At 57.4% G+C, this 16,173-nt stretch carries 18 protein-coding genes and 1 tRNA gene; 9 read left to right on the top strand and 10 right to left on the bottom strand.

The genetic code is table 11. The features are described from left to right. Window positions 1-15 precede the first annotated feature (15 nt). The 5 genes from BZL43_RS21665 (at window position 16) to BZL43_RS21645 (ending at window position 3,929) form a co-directional block, all read left to right on the top strand. Entirely contained in the window at window positions 16-708 is a 693-nt protein-coding gene (locus BZL43_RS21665) for an ABC transporter permease (protein WP_095634190.1), read from the top strand. Beyond that, a complete protein-coding gene (locus tag BZL43_RS21660; protein WP_095634189.1) occupies window positions 708-1,397 on the top strand; it encodes an ABC transporter permease in 690 nt (229 codons plus the stop codon). The genes BZL43_RS21665 and BZL43_RS21660 overlap by 1 nt, the downstream gene beginning before the upstream one ends. Then, window positions 1,378-2,607: a methyltransferase gene (locus BZL43_RS21655; RefSeq protein ID WP_095634188.1), complete on the top strand. Its 1,230-nt coding sequence runs from the start codon at window positions 1,378-1,380 to the stop codon at window positions 2,605-2,607. Before BZL43_RS21660 ends, BZL43_RS21655 begins: the two co-directional genes overlap by 20 nt. A gap of 343 nt (window positions 2,608-2,950) precedes the next feature. Continuing rightward, complete coding sequence (locus tag BZL43_RS21650; protein ID WP_095634187.1) at window positions 2,951-3,775, top strand: FkbM family methyltransferase; 825 nt, start codon at window positions 2,951-2,953, stop codon at window positions 3,773-3,775. Between the two features lie 78 nt (window positions 3,776-3,853). Continuing rightward, window positions 3,854-3,929 (top strand) — tRNA-Thr (locus BZL43_RS21645). Window positions 3,930-4,111: 182 nt separating this feature from the next. Here the strand turns inward: BZL43_RS21645 and BZL43_RS21640 are convergent. After that, window positions 4,112-5,005, bottom strand: a complete 894-nt coding sequence (locus BZL43_RS21640) for an NAD(P)/FAD-dependent oxidoreductase (RefSeq protein ID WP_095634186.1) — start codon at window positions 5,003-5,005, stop codon at window positions 4,112-4,114. A gap of 107 nt (window positions 5,006-5,112) precedes the next feature. Here BZL43_RS21640 and BZL43_RS21635 point away from each other — a divergent pair, with 107 nt between their 5' ends. Further along, a complete protein-coding gene (locus BZL43_RS21635) occupies window positions 5,113-5,760 on the top strand; it encodes a TetR/AcrR family transcriptional regulator (protein ID WP_095634185.1) in 648 nt (215 codons plus the stop codon). Between the two features lie 411 nt (window positions 5,761-6,171). Next, window positions 6,172-6,495 (top strand): hypothetical protein, encoded by a 324-nt coding sequence (locus BZL43_RS21630; protein ID WP_063341871.1) that lies wholly within the window; start codon window positions 6,172-6,174, stop codon window positions 6,493-6,495. A 66-nt stretch (window positions 6,496-6,561) separates the two neighbouring features. On the opposite strand, the gene BZL43_RS21625 is transcribed toward BZL43_RS21630, so the two are convergent. Both BZL43_RS21625 and BZL43_RS21620 read right to left on the bottom strand, forming a co-directional pair. After that, the gene (locus BZL43_RS21625; RefSeq protein WP_095634184.1) at window positions 6,562-7,272 is read right to left on the bottom strand and encodes an SDR family NAD(P)-dependent oxidoreductase; all 711 of its coding nucleotides are present in this window, start codon (window positions 7,270-7,272) and stop codon (window positions 6,562-6,564) included. 40 nt (window positions 7,273-7,312) lie between these two features. After that, window positions 7,313-7,534 carry a 4-oxalocrotonate tautomerase family protein gene (locus tag BZL43_RS21620; protein ID WP_007897514.1) on the bottom strand — a complete coding sequence of 74 codons (222 nt, stop codon included), beginning with the start codon at window positions 7,532-7,534 and terminating at the stop codon, window positions 7,313-7,315. Window positions 7,535-8,175: 641 nt separating this feature from the next. On the opposite strand from BZL43_RS21620, the gene BZL43_RS21615 reads away from it, so the two are divergent. After that, window positions 8,176-9,102 (top strand): LysR family transcriptional regulator, encoded by a 927-nt coding sequence (locus BZL43_RS21615; RefSeq protein WP_095634183.1) that lies wholly within the window; start codon window positions 8,176-8,178, stop codon window positions 9,100-9,102. Here the strand turns inward: BZL43_RS21615 and BZL43_RS21610 are convergent. The 5 genes from BZL43_RS21610 to BZL43_RS21590 all read right to left on the bottom strand — a co-directional run bounded on the left by BZL43_RS21610 (window position 9,019) and on the right by BZL43_RS21590 (window position 12,074). Next, window positions 9,019-9,336 (bottom strand): AzlD domain-containing protein, encoded by a 318-nt coding sequence (locus tag BZL43_RS21610; RefSeq protein WP_095634182.1) that lies wholly within the window; start codon window positions 9,334-9,336, stop codon window positions 9,019-9,021. The genes BZL43_RS21615 and BZL43_RS21610 overlap by 84 nt on opposite strands. Further along, complete coding sequence (locus BZL43_RS21605; protein ID WP_095634181.1) at window positions 9,315-10,031, bottom strand: AzlC family ABC transporter permease; 717 nt, start codon at window positions 10,029-10,031, stop codon at window positions 9,315-9,317. The genes BZL43_RS21610 and BZL43_RS21605 overlap by 22 nt, the downstream gene beginning before the upstream one ends. Then, window positions 10,028-10,441 (bottom strand): GNAT family N-acetyltransferase, encoded by a 414-nt coding sequence (locus BZL43_RS21600; RefSeq protein WP_168185130.1) that lies wholly within the window; start codon window positions 10,439-10,441, stop codon window positions 10,028-10,030. The genes BZL43_RS21605 and BZL43_RS21600 overlap by 4 nt, the downstream gene beginning before the upstream one ends. A gap of 46 nt (window positions 10,442-10,487) precedes the next feature. Further along, window positions 10,488-11,234, bottom strand: a complete 747-nt coding sequence (locus tag BZL43_RS21595) for a 2OG-Fe dioxygenase family protein (RefSeq protein ID WP_095634180.1) — start codon at window positions 11,232-11,234, stop codon at window positions 10,488-10,490. Between the two features lie 183 nt (window positions 11,235-11,417). Beyond that, entirely contained in the window at window positions 11,418-12,074 is a 657-nt protein-coding gene (locus tag BZL43_RS21590; protein WP_095634179.1) for a DsbA family protein, read from the bottom strand. A gap of 254 nt (window positions 12,075-12,328) precedes the next feature. On the opposite strand from BZL43_RS21590, the gene BZL43_RS21585 reads away from it, so the two are divergent. Next, window positions 12,329-14,416 (top strand): TonB-dependent siderophore receptor, encoded by a 2,088-nt coding sequence (locus BZL43_RS21585; RefSeq protein WP_095634178.1) that lies wholly within the window; start codon window positions 12,329-12,331, stop codon window positions 14,414-14,416. Window positions 14,417-14,607: 191 nt separating this feature from the next. Here BZL43_RS21585 and BZL43_RS21580 read toward each other — a convergent pair whose 3' ends face one another. Further along, window positions 14,608-14,820, bottom strand: coding sequence for a hypothetical protein (locus BZL43_RS21580; RefSeq protein WP_030129326.1), 213 nt, complete (start codon window positions 14,818-14,820; stop codon window positions 14,608-14,610). A 246-nt stretch (window positions 14,821-15,066) separates the two neighbouring features. After that, on the bottom strand, window positions 15,067-16,173 hold the full coding sequence (gene aguA, locus BZL43_RS21575; protein ID WP_095634177.1) for an agmatine deiminase: 1,107 nt from the start codon (window positions 16,171-16,173) through the stop codon (window positions 15,067-15,069).

Genomic DNA, 16,173 nt, shown 5'->3' with positions numbered 1-16,173 from the left:
TTTGAATAGAAATCCATGATTATCGACCTCTACGGATTCGGCCCGGCGCTCGCCGCTGGCGCGCTGATGACTGTGAAACTGGCACTCTCGGCCTTGTGCCTGGGGCTGGTGCTCGGTCTGCTCGGCGCCTTGGCCAAGACCTCCCCCTACAAGCCGCTGCAATGGCTTGGCGGTACTTATTCCACGCTGGTTCGCGGTATCCCGGAGTTACTCTGGGTGCTGTTGATCTACTTCGGCACAGTCAACCTGATGCGTGCCTTGGGTGAGTTTTTCGGCAACCCCGACCTCGAACTCAACGCCTTCGCCGCCGGCGTCATTGCGCTGGGACTATGCTTCGGCGCCTACGCCACGGAAGTGTTTCGCGGTGCGATCCTGGCAATTCCAAAGGGTCACCGTGAAGCCGGCGTTGCCCTGGGCTTGTCGAAATTTCGCATCTTTACCCGACTGATCATGCCGCAAATGTGGCGCATCGCCCTGCCGGGCCTGGGCAACCTGTTCATGATCCTGATGAAAGACACCGCGTTGGTCTCTGTCATCGGCCTGGAAGAAATCATGCGCCACACACAAATCGGCGTGACCATCTCCAAACAACCGTTCACCTTCTACATGGTGGCTGCCTTCATGTATCTGGGCCTGACCATTCTGGCCATGACCGGCATGCACTTTATGGAACGACGCGCCGCTCGCGGCTTCGCGAGGAACACTTAATGAACTGGGAAGTCATCATCAAGTGGCTGCCAAAACTGGCTCAGGGCGCGACGCTGACCCTGGAGCTGGTGGCTATCGCCGTGATCGCCGGGTTGCTGCTGGCGATTCCACTGGGCATCGCTCGCTCGTCACGACACTGGTACGTGCGGGCGTTCCCCTACGGCTATATCTTCTTTTTCCGGGGTACACCGTTGCTGGTTCAGCTGTTCCTGGTCTACTACGGCCTGGCGCAGTTCGACGCGGTGCGTAACAGTTCGATGTGGCCTTACCTGCGCAGTCCGTTCTGGTGCGCCACCGCGACCATGACCCTGCACACCGCGGCCTACATCGCCGAGATCCTGCGCGGCGCAATCCAGGCCATTCCACCAGGCGAGATTGAAGCGGCGCGGGCATTGGGCATGTCCCGGGCCAAAGCGCTGTTCTACATCATGCTGCCGCGGGCGGCCCGCATCGGCCTGCCGGCCTACAGCAACGAAGTAATTCTGATGCTCAAGGCCAGTGCCCTGGCCAGTACCGTGACCTTGCTGGAATTGACCGGCATGGCCCGCACCATCATTGCCCGTACCTACCTGCCAGTGGAGATCTTCTTCGCTGCGGGCATGTTCTATCTGCTGATGGCTTACGTGCTGGTTCGTGGCTTCAAGCTGCTGGAGCGCTGGTTGCGCGTCGATGCCTGCCAAGGGCGTTAATGCCTGCGTGCTGACGGGCGAGGCCCTGCTCGCCCGTTTCACCGCGCTGGATGCTTTTCTGATCAAGCATCAGGCACTGTGGCAACCTCGACCGTTTACCCATCTGCAACTGCCTTGGGAAGCGTCCTGCCCGGAGTTGGCGTTTTGGCTACGCGGTCGGTCGCTGGAGGATGCGGAAAACACTCATAACCAACCTTGTTTGCTTGATGCGCCGGAGCCGTTTGCTTCATTGGCGGCGAAGTCTGCTGAACTGAGCGCGGTGGATGAATTACCGGCTCGTGAACTTGAAGCGGCAGGTCATCGCTTGAATGTGGATGTCCCGGGACGTAAATGGCAGCAGATTGAAGCGTTCGCCAGTCGCCTGCAGTTTGTTCATGCACCGACGCATTGGCTGGATTGGTGTTCGGGCAAGGGCCATTTGGGGCGGCGCCTGCTGCAAACGGGGCAACAACTGACGTGCCTGGAATTCGACCCGGCGCTGGTTGCCAGCGGCCAGGCACTCAGCCAGCGTCATCAATTGCATGCGCTGCACATCGAGCAAGATGTGCTCGCCCCTGACGCAGCCTCTTTGTTGAACGCCGAAAACACGACCGTAGCGCTGCACGCGTGCGGTGATCTGCATGTGCGTCTGATCCAGCTCGCCAGTGCCGCCGGTTGCAAACAACTGGCCATCGCACCGTGCTGCTACAACCGGATCAATCTGGACACCTATCAGGCGCTTTCCTGTGCGGCTGAACGTTCCGACCTGCGTCTGTCCCTTGATGATCTTGCCCTGCCGATGAGCGAAACCGTCACCGCCGGCGCTCGCGTCCGACGCCAGCGCGACACCTCCATGGCCCGGCGCCTGGCGTTCGACTTGCTGCAACGGCAACTGCGCGGCGTCGACGAATATCTGCCAACCCCTTCCCTGCCCAGCGCCTGGCTGGACAAACCTTTCGCCGATTACTGCCGCGACCTGGCAGCACTCAAAGACTTATCCACAGTCGGCGCACCAGACTGGACGACACTCGAAGCCGCCGGTTGGCGGCGATTGGCGCAAGTGCGCAATCTGGAACTGCTGCGAGGCCTTTTCCGACGGCCTCTGGAGCTCTGGCTGGTCCTCGATCGGGCACTTTTCCTCATCGAACAGGGTTACACCGTTCGCCTCGGCACCTTTTGTGAAACCCAACTCACACCGCGTAATTTCCTGCTCCTGGCAGAACGCCCTTAAACAACCCAAGCCTGTGGATAACTCTGTTGATGGAATTATCATGGATCCAATATCCACGCTGTTTTACGCGCCAAACACCACTGGTCATTTTTTGTTCATACCAATAAAAAACCGGTAAAACAGGCATTTGCAAACAAATGAGAACGAGTTCACAAAATCGTAATGAACAGGCCATCGCCTCCAGGGCAATGTGCATAAACATTTAATCAAAACGACATAACCGCCGAACATCGGGACATCCATGGCGAAAAATTGCGCCTCGCAACGTCCCTTGCTATACACGCCTACAAGGACGCCGCCAATGCGGCCATGAACAAGAAAAATCTGACGACAGGATGCGACCGTGACGTTCATTTCTTACGCACAGAATTTCGAAGACATCCGCCTGTGGCGCGCCCTCAAATACGTCGAAAATGGCTTTTATATCGATATCGGGGCCAACGACCCCACTCAGGATTCCGTCACCAAAGCTTTCTATGACCGCGGCTGGACCGGCATCAACGTCGAGCCCGTGGCGAACTACTACAACGCCCTGTGCCAGCAACGCGCAAAAGACATCAACCTGCAATGCGTGGCCGGCGAAAGCGCCGATGACCTGACGTTCTATGGCATCGCCGGCACCGGCCTGTCGACCCTCGACCCGGCCCTGGCCCAGCAACACAAAGACGCTGGCATGGACGTGCGCAGCCAAACCGTCAAATCCCGCACCCTGGCTTCCATCTGCGAACAACACGCCGGGAACCGCCCGATTCACTTCCTGAAAATCGACGTCGAAGGCCACGAAGAAACCGTCCTGCGCGGCATGGACTTCACCCGATGGCGACCGTGGATCATCCTCATCGAAACCCCATGGGAACGCGACCAGACCTGGGAAACCCTCGTCACCGGCGCCGGCTACCAGTCCATCCTGTTCGACGGCATCAACACTTACTACCTCGCCGAAGAACACCTGGCCCTCAAACCCGCCTTCGACATCCCGCCCTGCAACCTGGACGAATTTCAGTTCTGTCGCGGCCACAACTTCAGCCACCCCATCACCGACGCTGAAAACCACCTCGCCGCCGCCCTGCAACGCGCCGAACACGCCGAAGCGCAGTTGCGGGCGATGCAAAACAGCCGAGCCTGGCGAGCCCTGCAAAAACTCAAGAAAGTGCTGATTCGCGCCTGACCAAACGCCTGCGTAAAAATAGTCTGAATTCAGGGGTTTACAGAACCAATCCAATCGCTATAATCGTCGCCCTAACACGCCGGTATAGCTCAGTTGGTAGAGCAACTGACTTGTAATCAGTAGGTCCCGGGTTCGACTCCTGGTGCCGGCACCATACAAAACAAAGCCCTCGCAGAAATGCGAGGGCTTTGTTGTTTCCGGGTTTTGGAAACTCCCTGGAAGCTGCCTCATTGCCGCGATAAGACCAACAAAGCCTTATCTCCATCGACAGACCAAACGTTCATGGATCAGCAGGAACTAGAAGCCTGCGACAACCGAAGAAGGGAATCTGTGCTCTCAAACCAGCATCGACTGCTGGGCGAAGATACCCGCCATCGCGCCTTGCCATGATGCCGTGGTGACCGAGGGCATGAGGGGATTGGCGAGGTCGCCGGCGGCGTAGACGCCGGGCACGCTGGTTTCGCGACGCTCGTCAACCTTGAGGGCGATGCCCTGGGGCGTATCGACCGTGGCGAGGCCCAACGATTCATGCAGACGTGCGGACGGCTTGTTGCGCGGATGCGCGAACAGGATGTCGACCGCGACAGCGGGGCCGGCGTCGAGCCTGACGGTGGTGTTATGGCTCTCGTCATGGTCGATTTCGGTGATCCGGCCATCGACGACAGGGATGCCGCGGCGCGCCAGATCGGCCCGGATGTCGGGTGGAATGTCGTGACCATTGGCGAAGACCGTCAAAGTGTCGGTCCAGTCGTGGTACAGCTTGACGTAGTTGTGCGACGGCGGGCCGGACCAGATGAGGCCCCAATGCCGACCGGCAACTTCAAAGCCGTCGCAATAGGGGCAGGGCACGATGGAGGTGCCCCAGCCTTCGGCGAAGCCGGGAACTTCAGGCATCTGGTCGGCGACGCCATAGCTCAGGATCAAGCGGCGCGCCCTGAGGCTTTCGCCATCGCCAGTAAGGACGGAGAAATCGTCGATGGCGCCGGAGATGCTCTCGGCCCGGGCAGTGACCAGCCTGACCATTGGATAGCGCGCCAGCTGCTGCCGCGCCTCGGCCAGGATCTCAAGCGGTGGTTTGTGGTCGTGGCCGAGCAGGCCATGCGAATGGTCGGCGAAGCGATTGCGAGGCAGGCCGGTATCGAGAACGGTGACCTTTCGGCGGGCACGGCCGAGCTGCAGGGCGGCGGCAAGCCCGGCAAAGCTGCCGCCGATGATGATGACGTCATTCATGGTGATGGGCTCCATGCATGGATGAAGGGAGATTGGCTTGTACTTTTAAGATACTTTGAAGTACCCTAATTCAAGAATTAGAATACTGTCAAGTACTGGAATTTTTTATGACCGAAAAAAGCCAGGGCCGGCGTGGCCGGCCCGCCAACGAGACGCTTGGCCAAACGATAGTCGAGGCCGCGTGCGAACTTTTTGTGGAATTGGGTTTTCAAGCGACGACAATGGACAAGGTCGCCCAGCGGGCGAAGATATCCAAGCTAAGCATCTATCGGCACTTCGAGAACAAGGAGGCGCTGTTCGGCGCGGCCATCGCGGCCCACTGCCATCAGTTTGCACCACAAGCCCTTATTGAAGGCGTCGACGGTTCGGCGGCAGATCAGCTCATGGCGGTGGGAACATTCCTGCTTCGCACGTTGTTGAGCCCGGACGTGCGCAGTGTCGAAGCCATGATCATGGTCGACAAGACGAATCAAAAGTCGTTAAGCAAGCTCCATTACGAAGCCGGCCCCGCCTATGTCATCGCCCAGATCGAGGCCCTGTTGCGTCAGTTGCACGCGAAGGCGGTGCTGAACGTGCCCGATCCTCTGGGGTCCGCCCGCTTGTTTGCCGCGCTTTTCAAAGGGTCCGATCTCCTGATGATCGCCCGCTTCGATGAGGCGAAAGCAGAGGACGACAATGAAGTCGAATCCTATTGCCGGTCGGCCGTCGCCATGTTCATCGCCGCGCACGGTGGCAACGACCACGCGGGCGAATAAGAATTTAATTGCTCCGGGCAGCTTGACCGGGCGCCTCGTCATATTGGACTGGCGCGCGCCAATATGGCGACATTATCGAAACACTGCTTTGGTGGAGCACCTTCAGCATTTCACGAACTAGCAACTCCGTGACTGGGTCGAGCGCTCTGTCTCTGAAGGCACGAGTAACGAATTCGTCTGCTGCTGATCGGCGCGAAGAAGCCGCGCAACTTCTCTGGAGGCATCTGGAAGAAGTGGGCTGACTCAAGACCGTTTCATCCGCACAAGGTGCGCGCTGACAGCATAGCCTGAACAGCCAGCAGATCTCCCTCTGCTACGCTTCACAAGCCACTGCTTTCCTCAGTTGTGATTTCCGGTAAGTACGTGGCACCACACGACCGAAAGAAACACCAACGAGTAAGGAACACTCACATGACTCTTCACAAAATAACCCTGGCGGGTGCGCTGTTGTTCACTCTGGCGGGCTGCAACTCCATCGCCAGCAGTACCAACACGCTAACCGATGAGCAGATCAAATCCCAGAGCGCCGGCGCGTTGGGCTATTCACCTTCTGACTTGAGTATTGTCAGCCGTCGTACTGAAGGCACGAATACTTATGTCGCGCTGAAAACCAATGATAACCAGCAGTTCAATTGCATCATTAACGGCGGCAACCTGCTGACACTGGGTATGACCAATCCGCCGTCATGCGCGAAAAAGGGTGAACCGATCAAGGTAGCGCCGTTCGGAGGCTAATGACTCAAGGAAGAGAGCGCTGGTCGTCGTCCTTGCTGTGAACAGCGCCCTACTCCTGAACCGCACTTAGTGCCCCGCACTCTGCCCACCGTCAACATGCAGGATCTCGCCGGTGACAAAGTTGGCGCTGTCCAGATACATCACAGCCTGAGTAATATCGCTGATCTCTCCCATGTGCCCGACCGGGTGCAAACTTCCCAGTGCTTCGTGGGTTTCTTCACCATGCATCGGCGTCTTGATGATGCCCGGGGAAACCGCATTCACCCGAATGCCACGCTTGGCGTACTCAATGGCCAGGGATTTGGTCGCCGCGTTCAAGCCACCTTTGCTCAACGAGGCCAATACCGACGGCACACCGTCAATCGCGTGGTCCACCAGGCTGGTGGTGATGTTGACGATGTGGCCGCTGCCCTGTTTTTCCATCTCGGTAATCGCGAGTTGGGTGATGTAGAAGAAACCATTCAGGTTCACCGACAGCACAGCGGCATAGTCCTCGGGGGTGTAGGCAGTGAATGGCTTGGCGATGAAGATCCCGGCGTTATTGACCAAGGTATCGATACGGCCGAAACGTTCGATCGTTTCATGGATGACTCGCTGGGCGGTCGCCGGGTCGCCGATGTCGCCGGCAACGGTAAGGATGTCCGGGTCGGTGGATGGCTGGATCGAACGCGAAGTGGCGACCACCCGATAATCGAGATCACGGAAGGCCTTGACCATGCCTGCGCCCAGACCTTGAGAAGCGCCAGTAATAACGATGACTTTTTTCGAATTGCTCATGATGAACCCTCTACTGAATGATGGTTTTTGACCCACGCGGTCATGACTGCCCTTGCGCCTCGGCCAATTGCTTGCGGTATTGGGTAGTGGTGATTCCGGCATAGCCCCAGTTATCGGTGTCGACTTCTTCGATCACGATGTGGGTCAGATCCGGGCGTTTGTTGAGGACGCGTTCCAGGGTTTCAGTGATTTCGGCGATCACCTGAGCTTTCTGCTCTGAGGTAACGCCATCGCGTGTAATGCGAACGCTGACAAAAGGCATGATGAATTCTCCAGTGACCTTCTCATCGGAATGATGGGGAGGCGTTGGAGAGGACTGTATGAGGTTGGGTCAGGGGGATAAAGGTGGGGACGGGAACATCATTAGTGACGTGGTGTAATGAGTTTATTTTGCTGATGCCGTGAACAAAATCGCATCCACAGACAGCCAGGAAAGACGCGACGTACGGTCAAACACACCCGTTGACAGCCGTCTCATGCGGACAGAAAATTTAATCGAGAGCGCGAAACCGACTGCCTTCAGGTGGCAATAGTCGACGTTAGGAACCCCGTTGATGACCTGGAAATCAGCGTTCGGGTAAACCTCTCCTCCCCTGCTTGAGGGAGCACAATATCAAGCACCTATTCACCGAAGCAGCCTGACCAGGCTGCTTTTTTTTGCCTTGGCAAAAGGTTTCCCGTCACTTGGGAAAACCCACGAGCGATTTTTCGCTCCTGATCATCCAGACGCCATCAAAAACCTTAATCCTGTGTAAGCCTTAAACCATCGGACGCAGAATCATTTCGCTACTAAACTCGGGACAAGCATGCTCAGGTGCAGGATCATAGCCAGCACGCGACCGACGCCCACCCGGCGGCCAGGTACACAACAATAGCCAGCCCACTTCAGAGGGCATTACCCAAATGGATAGCAGAACCTTACGTAACCTCATGCGCATTGTGCAGACCGGCTCATTGTCGGCGGCGGCAGAGCATTCCTGTTTGACCGTGCAGGCATTGGCCGCACAGTTGAACAAGGTTGAAGAGCAGTTCGGTTTTCGGTTGTTTCGTCGCTCCAACAAGGGGCTGACCCTGACAACGCAGGGCACGGAGCTCACGCCCTACATGGACAAAGTGTTGGTCGCCACGCGGCAACTGGAAGAGAAAGTCGCCGCGCTGAAGGTGCCTGGACAACGCACGCTCAAAGTTGCGCTTAACACCACTCTCTCAGTCGACTTCAACCGGCGAATGATCGGACGCCTCATTGAAGTGTTTCCTGATTATCAACTGGAATTCAGCTACGCCGAGTCGATGGAAAACCTCAGCAAATTGAAGAACGAGGATTTCGACCTGGCCGTGCTGATCGGCCCGCAACAACCGGGCTTACCCAGTATTGCCCTGCCCCACGTCCAGGTGCAGGTGGTCGGTGCTCATTGCGGTCAGGAAAACGATCCGCTGATGCTGCTCGGCAACAAGTTTCAGGTGCGACCTGCCGATGATTGTCCGTATTCCCACAGCTTCTTGCGTTTTCTCGACGCCGGCCTTGGTAATTACGAGTCAGGCAAACGGATGATCTATTCCTGCAGCGAGACCCTGACCCTGTCGTTGATCACGCAAATGGATGGCCTGGGCATGGTTTCCCGTGAGGCGGCCCTGCGTAATGGCCTGACCATTTTCCCCGGTTTCGAGGATTCCCTTGAAGTGCGGTTGGCGGTCAATAATTCCGAGTTATCGGGCCAGGCCTTGAACGACGTGGTCGCTCTGTCGCTACATGAACGACCCGAGCGCAATATACGCAGCCGTCCCAACCGCCACACTGAGAAAGAGGTTTTTGCTGAAATACGCACATAACAACGTCGGAATCGCTGCATAGAATTCCGGGCGATCGAGCTGCACTTGCTGATCCTTGATCAACAGCGGCGTGAGGCTGATGGCAGCGACGATCGCCACCGGCAAGTATTCCAGCGCCCTGGCGACGAACGGCGGCCAATGGTCGGTGTTCACTTGCAGCGGCAAGGCACGCGGCAGGAACGTCACGGCCATCATCAGCGCGACGACCAGGATCAGGAACGTTTGGTCAGGCATACACCCACTCCGCAGCCCACGAATGTGGCGATGAATACGTTGAAGGGTGAATTGCCGATCAGGCTCAGGACGCCCATGCAGGCGACCGCAGCCAGTGCGGCGATCAATTTATTGCGGGTGGTGCACAGCGATACCAGCACATAGAGCATCATCGCGGTCAGCGCATAGTCGAGCTGATATTGGATCAGGTGCGCCGCGTACTGCGCGCAGATTGCTCCCAGCAAACCACCCAGTACCCACGACGTGTGGCAATACAGATTGAAGCCAATCAGATAACGCACATTGACCGGCGTGCCCTTGCCCAGTTTGACGCTGTGAAAGGCGAACGATTCATCGGTCAGCCCGCCGGCATAACACCAGCGCTCGAGACGACTGAGCCCCATCGCCTGCAAGGCCTTGGCCATGTAGACCGACATCAGCATGTGCCGGGCATTGATCAGAAACGTCGTCAGGATGATGGTGGTCAGCGATGCACCGCTGGAGATCAGCGCCAGGGCGGCGAACTGCGAAGCACCGGCATAGACAAACAGGCACATCGCCACCGGCAGCCACACGGGCATTCCGGCATTGACGGCCATCAAACCGAACACAAACGACACGGTGAAGTAGCCCGCAATTACCGGGCTGGCTTCAGCAAATGTGCGCGAGGGCTGGGGCTCGACCATCAGCGGCTGGCTGCTGGACGTCTCATTCATAAGTCCCTCTCAAAGGTCGTTTCGCCACGCGGCTCGCAAAAGCCCTGGGCACTCCAAAAACGTTTGCCGGCAAGATTAGCATCGTCGACAAACAGGAACATCCGCAGCACACCGACACGTTTCATGTCTGCCGATGCCGCTTCGACCAGGCGCTGACCCACGCCCTGGCTGCGATACACCGGGCTTACCGCCAAATGATTGATGGTGCCACGGCTGCCGAGCATACCGCCCAATACCGCGCCGATCACTTCGCCACTGATATCGAGTGCAAGGAACGCAGCGGTGGTTTTTTGCATCAACACACCGCGCAGGCATTTGGCGTCCTGCCATTCGCAGAACGACACTTCTTTGAATTGCCGAAAGAAGCGTTCCAGACGCTGGGCATCCTTGGCTGTCGCGCGCTGCAGCATCACCGGTACAGGGCACTCGGCGATATGCATCATGGGGTCTAGCTGTTCAGCGAACAATGTCGAAAGCGGTCCCGGGCCGCGAGAAAGAAATGGCCAGAATCTGCCGATAGGCCATTTCGTGAGCATGGGTGTTGCGTGCCGGTGTCACGTAGTGACGCATGTCGCGATCGAGGAAATAGGTGGTATCGAGGATTTCCAGATAGGTCGTCGCCGCCAATTGTTCCTCTTGGGGCGAATACAAACGGCTCTCTGCCCCCTCCACGTTGTTGCGGCCCCAGAAATGCACACCGCTGAACGGATAACCGTCGCAGTGAATACCTTCAGGGGTGATTTCCAGTTGCTTGCCCGGCTTGATCTCGATGCGGATCTGATGGATCTGGCATTGCCAGATTTCGTCGTGCAACTCCGGCGGCAATACGTGTTTGTACACCTCGAAATCCGCATCGATGAGGCTGCGCATCACCGGCGAATTGATGACTTCGTTGGAGAAGTCCTGGAAGTGCCGCTCCAGTCCGCCGACGTAGCTGTTGTTGGCCTTCGATTGCACATAAGCGCGGTGTTCCAGCTGCGTCAGGTCACGGGTGACCGGGTTGTACTCAAAATCGCTGTAACGACGAAAACGCATGCCCGCATCGGCCTGGCCGTAATAACTGTCCGGCTCCATGTTTTCCCAACTTTTGGTCAATCTGACGAAGTCGGAAAAATGACCGAACAGATTGAAGTCAGCGCCCTGGACGTTGACATACTTGTCGCGCCGTAGCGATTCACCAACTTCTCTGTTTAAAACGATCATTACTAGGTCTCCGCTGCATTTAGCGGCCTAATCTAGTAGTTGCAGGTTTTGCAGCCCATGAGAAAGAATTTCAGGCATATCAAGCGTTGATTGAAACGCGGTATGAAGTTGCTTTAATTCAACTTTTTGCGATCGGAAACAGCTATTTTTTGTATTTTCCTACGGTCATGAGGCGAAAAAAACCTAACCAGCCGGGGTTTTAAACACGGATGAAGACTCTTTTGCCATAACCGACTGGCTCAACCATTGAGCGAAGGCTTGCGGCTTGCCGAACCAAGGGCCGATGTCGACCAGGGTGAACTGGCCACTCTGTTCCAGCGCAAAAGTCGGGAAACCCTGTCCACCGACCTTGGCCAGGAGTGCGCGACTGTCCTTGATATGGCGCTCGGTGTCGGCTTCATTGAATGCCTGTTGGAACGCCTCGGGTTCAAGGCCTGTTTGTGTGGCCAGTTCCAGCAGCACGACGTTATCAGCGATGCGTCGACCCTCCACGTAATGAGCCGTCTGCAAGCGCCCCAATAGTGCTAGCCCGCGGCCAGCGATCTGTTCGGCTGCCAGCAAGGCAGCAATCGGCGGCGCTGAATCGAACACTGCCGTCTCATCGCGCAGCAAACCCTCAAAATAGGCATCACCAAACGGTTGGCCAGTGTATTCGGCGATGCGTCGATCATGAGGCATCACGTAGTTGCGCAGTTGTGGCGAAACTGTCTGGCGGTTGGTGCCGCTCATCATGCCGCCACCGTGGGCGATGACAGGCAACACAGCTTGGGCAGCCTGGACCAGCGGTTTGGCGCCGTAGCACCAGCCACATAAAGGGTCGTAAATGTAATGAAGGATCATGGGACAACTCCGGCAACAAAGTAGGAAAACTCAATGCCGGCAGGTTAATCCCCCAGGCAGTTTCGGAAAAACGCTGGAATGGCTTTCAGTCTGTTTCATGAATCGGTCGAATGCGACCCAATGTTTCTGTAGCAATCACGACACAATTTGAAACAATCAAACAAAGACACCCTTCAAGAATAATTAACGAAAGTAAATAACAAGCATTACCATTCGCGCCTTCGAATATTTCTACCCTTCCGGATGCGCTTCAAATGCCTGCCCCCTCCCGCCTTACGCCCATCACCCTTGGGCTCTCTGCTTTCCTGTCTGCTGGTTTTACCTGTGCCGCCACGACTGTTTTACCCGAGACTTCGATCAACGCCGAAGCGCAAGCTGACGATCCACGCGTAAAGGAGACCAGCACTGCGACCCGCACGGCTACACCGGTGCGCTACGTGCCGCAGGCCATCGATTCGGTGAAAACCGCGAACGTCGTAGATTACGGCACCAACGATCTGGGCACGGCACTCAGTGGCATCCCCAACGTCAGCAGTGGCGCCGACACCCGCTTCGACAGCCTGCGCATCCGTGGTTTCGACGCCAGCAACGACTTCTACCTCGATGGCATTCGTGATGACAGCCAGTACGTGCGCGACTTGCACAACATCGAACGCATCGAAGTCCTCAAAGGCCCGGCGGCGGTGTTGTATGGCCGTGGCAGCCAGGGCGGGATCGTCAACCGGGTCAGCAAGCTGCCGGAGTTCGGTCGCCGCTCAACTCTTGAAGCCCAAGGTGGCAGCGACGATCTGCGCAGCCTGTATGCCGACCTCAGCACCGACCCCAGCGAAAACATCAGCCTGCGCCTGAACATGGGTAACATGGACCAGAACAGCTTTCGCGATGGCGTCAGTGGCAATCGCCAACTGTTCGCGCCGTCCATGAACTGGCAACTGACGCCCGACCTCAACTGGCTGGTGCAGTACGAATACAGTCGCTACAACCGTACGCCGGATCGCGGCATTCCCGGGGTCAACGGGCGCCCGGCGGACGTAGGGCCGGAGACGACCTATGGCAGCGAGCACGATTTCATCGACGACAAGTCACAATCCTTGCGCTCGAAACTCAGCTATGAACTCAGCGACAACTGGCAGCTGCGTCATACCTTGGGCGTATTCAAGCTCAACAGCGATTTCGACAACACTTACCTGACCGGTTATACCCCCGCGACCAACAAGGTGACGCGCCAACACTGGCAGCAAGATCTGACCACCCGCAACGTCTATAACAACATTGAACTGGAAGGCGGCTTCGATACATTCGGCCTGGAGCATCGCCTGCTGACCGGTATCGAGATCGGCAGCCAACGGCGCGATCCGACGTTGTATAACGCAGCGACCTCGGGGCGCGGCAGTTCGCCGGTTCCGGCGCTGGACCTGTACAACCCCAATCGCGACTTGCGCCATACCGGACGCATGCAGGTGTCGAGCAGCACTCACACCGAAGTCGAAAGCCGTGCGGTGTACGTACAGGACCAACTGCGCCTGAACGACCAATGGCAATTGCTCGCCGGTTTGCGTTACGACACCTTTGATATCGAATCGACCAACAAGCTGCGGGACATTTCCGAAGATCGTGACAGCCACAGCACCAGCCCGCGTGTAGGCGTGGTCTGGACACCGCTGCACAATCACTCCTTCTACGCCTCCTGGACCAAAACCTTTTCCCCGGTCGGTGGCGGCTTGATCGGCATCACCCCAGGCGTGGCCAGCAACGACCTGAGCCCTGAGCTGACCAAACAGAAGGAAATCGGCGTGAAGAGCGACTGGCTCGACGATCGCCTGAGCACTACGCTGGCGATCTACGAACTGGAACTTTACAACCGTCGCACCAGCGACCCGAACGATCCGACCGTGACCTTGCTCACCGGCCTGCAACGCTCCCGCGGAATTGAATTGACCGGCACTGGCAAGCTCGCTGGCAACTGGTACGTGCGCGGTGGCGTCGGCGTGCAGGACGCAACAATCGAGAAGGACAACAATGGCTTCGAAGGCAAACGCATCAGCAATGTGGCCAAGCACAACGGCAGCCTGTTCCTGACCTGGAAACCGGAAATGGGCTGGTACGCCGAAACCGGTTTGACCCTGGTCGGTCAGCGTTACGCCGACAACCTCAACACCACTGTGCTGCCAGGCTACGGCCGTTGGGATGCATTGGCCGGGTTCCGGCAGAAAGATTGGGATTTGCGGGCGGCATTGAACAACATCACCGATCGCGAGTATTACTCGTCGGCCACCAGCGCGGCGCAGATTCAACCAGGCGCACCGCGGAGCCTGGTCGTGACCGGTACTTACAGCTTTTAAGAGCAAGATGATCGTAATGATCGTTCCCACGCTCTGCGTGAAAATGCAGCCAGGGACGCTCTGCGTCCCCTATGGACGCGGAGCGTCCGGTGAGGCATTCCCACGCAGAGCGTGGGAACGATCAGAACCTTCGCCCCAAAAAAAAGCGCCGCCTTCCCGGCAGCGCTTTTATCAATCCGTTGTTTTTCTTCTTATCCTTCCATTACATCCCACAGTGCTTCCAGTTCTGCCTCGCTGAATAAACCAGCGGGGTAGCGCTCGATCATCATCCGGCGCGGATCAGGCTCCCTGATCTGACGCGTTCCATTGGACTTCAACCATTGCGCCAAGACCTGGAGCGATTCGCTGTTAACTGCCAGAGGATGCAGTGCCCGCTCGCTCACGACGTTCATTTCGGCGTTCATCTCAGCGCTCTCTCCTGGTTTGTGAGCGGCTAACTTATCCAAGGTTTATGACAGAACATCGAAGTTCTCTCCCCTCCCCATGTTGCGCCATCGAAGATACAAGAGCTGTGCCAATACTTTCGAAGTGTCGATAAGTGGATACAAAAAAGCCCGCAGTCCTGATGGGCTGCGGGCTTGCTGCGAAACGACGTGATTAAATCGCTGCTCAATCGATTCTTCAATCAACTCAAGCTGTTACGACCTCACTCACTCCTTGTGCGGGGCGGGCTGTTGTTGGGTAAGGCAGTGGATATTACCGCCCCCCAGTAACAGTTCACGACCCGGCACCATGACCACTTCATGCTGCGGGAATACAGTCTGCAAAATCTCTTTGGCCGGACCGTCCAATGGATCGTCGAAGCTCGGGGCGATGATGCCGCCGTTGACGATCAGGAAGTTCACATAAGAGCCGGCCAGACGAACCGTTGGATTGCGCTCCTGAGTGCCATCCACCGGATCGACACCAGCGCACTCTTCTTCGGTCGCGTACAACGGCCCCGGAATCGGCATCTTGTGCACTGTGAACGGGCGCCCCTTGGCATCGGTGCTGTTTTGCAGCACGTTCATTGCCGCCTGGCAGCGCGGGTAGTTCGGGTCTTGCGGGTCATCAGTCCAGGCCAGCAGCACTTCGCCCGGACGCACGTAGCAGCAGAAGTTATCCACATGACCGTCAGTTTCGTCATTGAACAACCCGTCGGGCAGCCAAATGATCTTATCCACAGCCAGATTGGCGCTGAGTACCGCTTCGATCTGCGCACGGTCCATGTGCGGGTTGCGATTGCGGTTGAGCAAGCACTCTTCGGTGGTGATCAGGGTGCCTTCACCATCGACATGGATCGAGCCGCCTTCGAGCACAAAACCTTCGGTGCGGTAGCGCGGGCTGCGCTCGATTTCGAGGATCTTGCCCGCCACCTGGGAATCACGGTTCCACGGCGAATACAGACCACCGTCGAAACCGCCCCAGGCATTGAAGTCCCAATCCACACCTCGAACTTCTCCGCGGTTGTTGATGATGAACGTCGGGCCGGTATCCCGAACCCAGGCGTCATCGCTGGACATTTCTACCAAACGAATATTCGGCACGTCGAGGCGGGCACGAGCATTTTCGTACTGGCCAGCGGAGACGGCCACGGTCACCGGTTCGAAACGCGCAATGGCCTTGGCCACCGCCACATGCGCCGCTTGCGCCGGTTTGCCGCCCAGGCGCCAGTTGTCCGGACGCTCGGGCCAGATCATCCAGGTCTGCGTCTGGGGCGCCCATTCGGCGGGCATGTAAAAACCGTCAGTGCGAGGCGTGCTGTTCAAAGTGGTCAT

The organism is Pseudomonas sp. PICF141, assembly GCF_002286815.1.
In the GTDB taxonomy this organism is placed as follows: Bacteria; Pseudomonadota; Gammaproteobacteria; order Pseudomonadales; family Pseudomonadaceae; genus Aquipseudomonas.
Note: the sequence above shows the minus strand (reverse complement) of the source record. Positions and strands in the feature narration are given on the sequence as shown.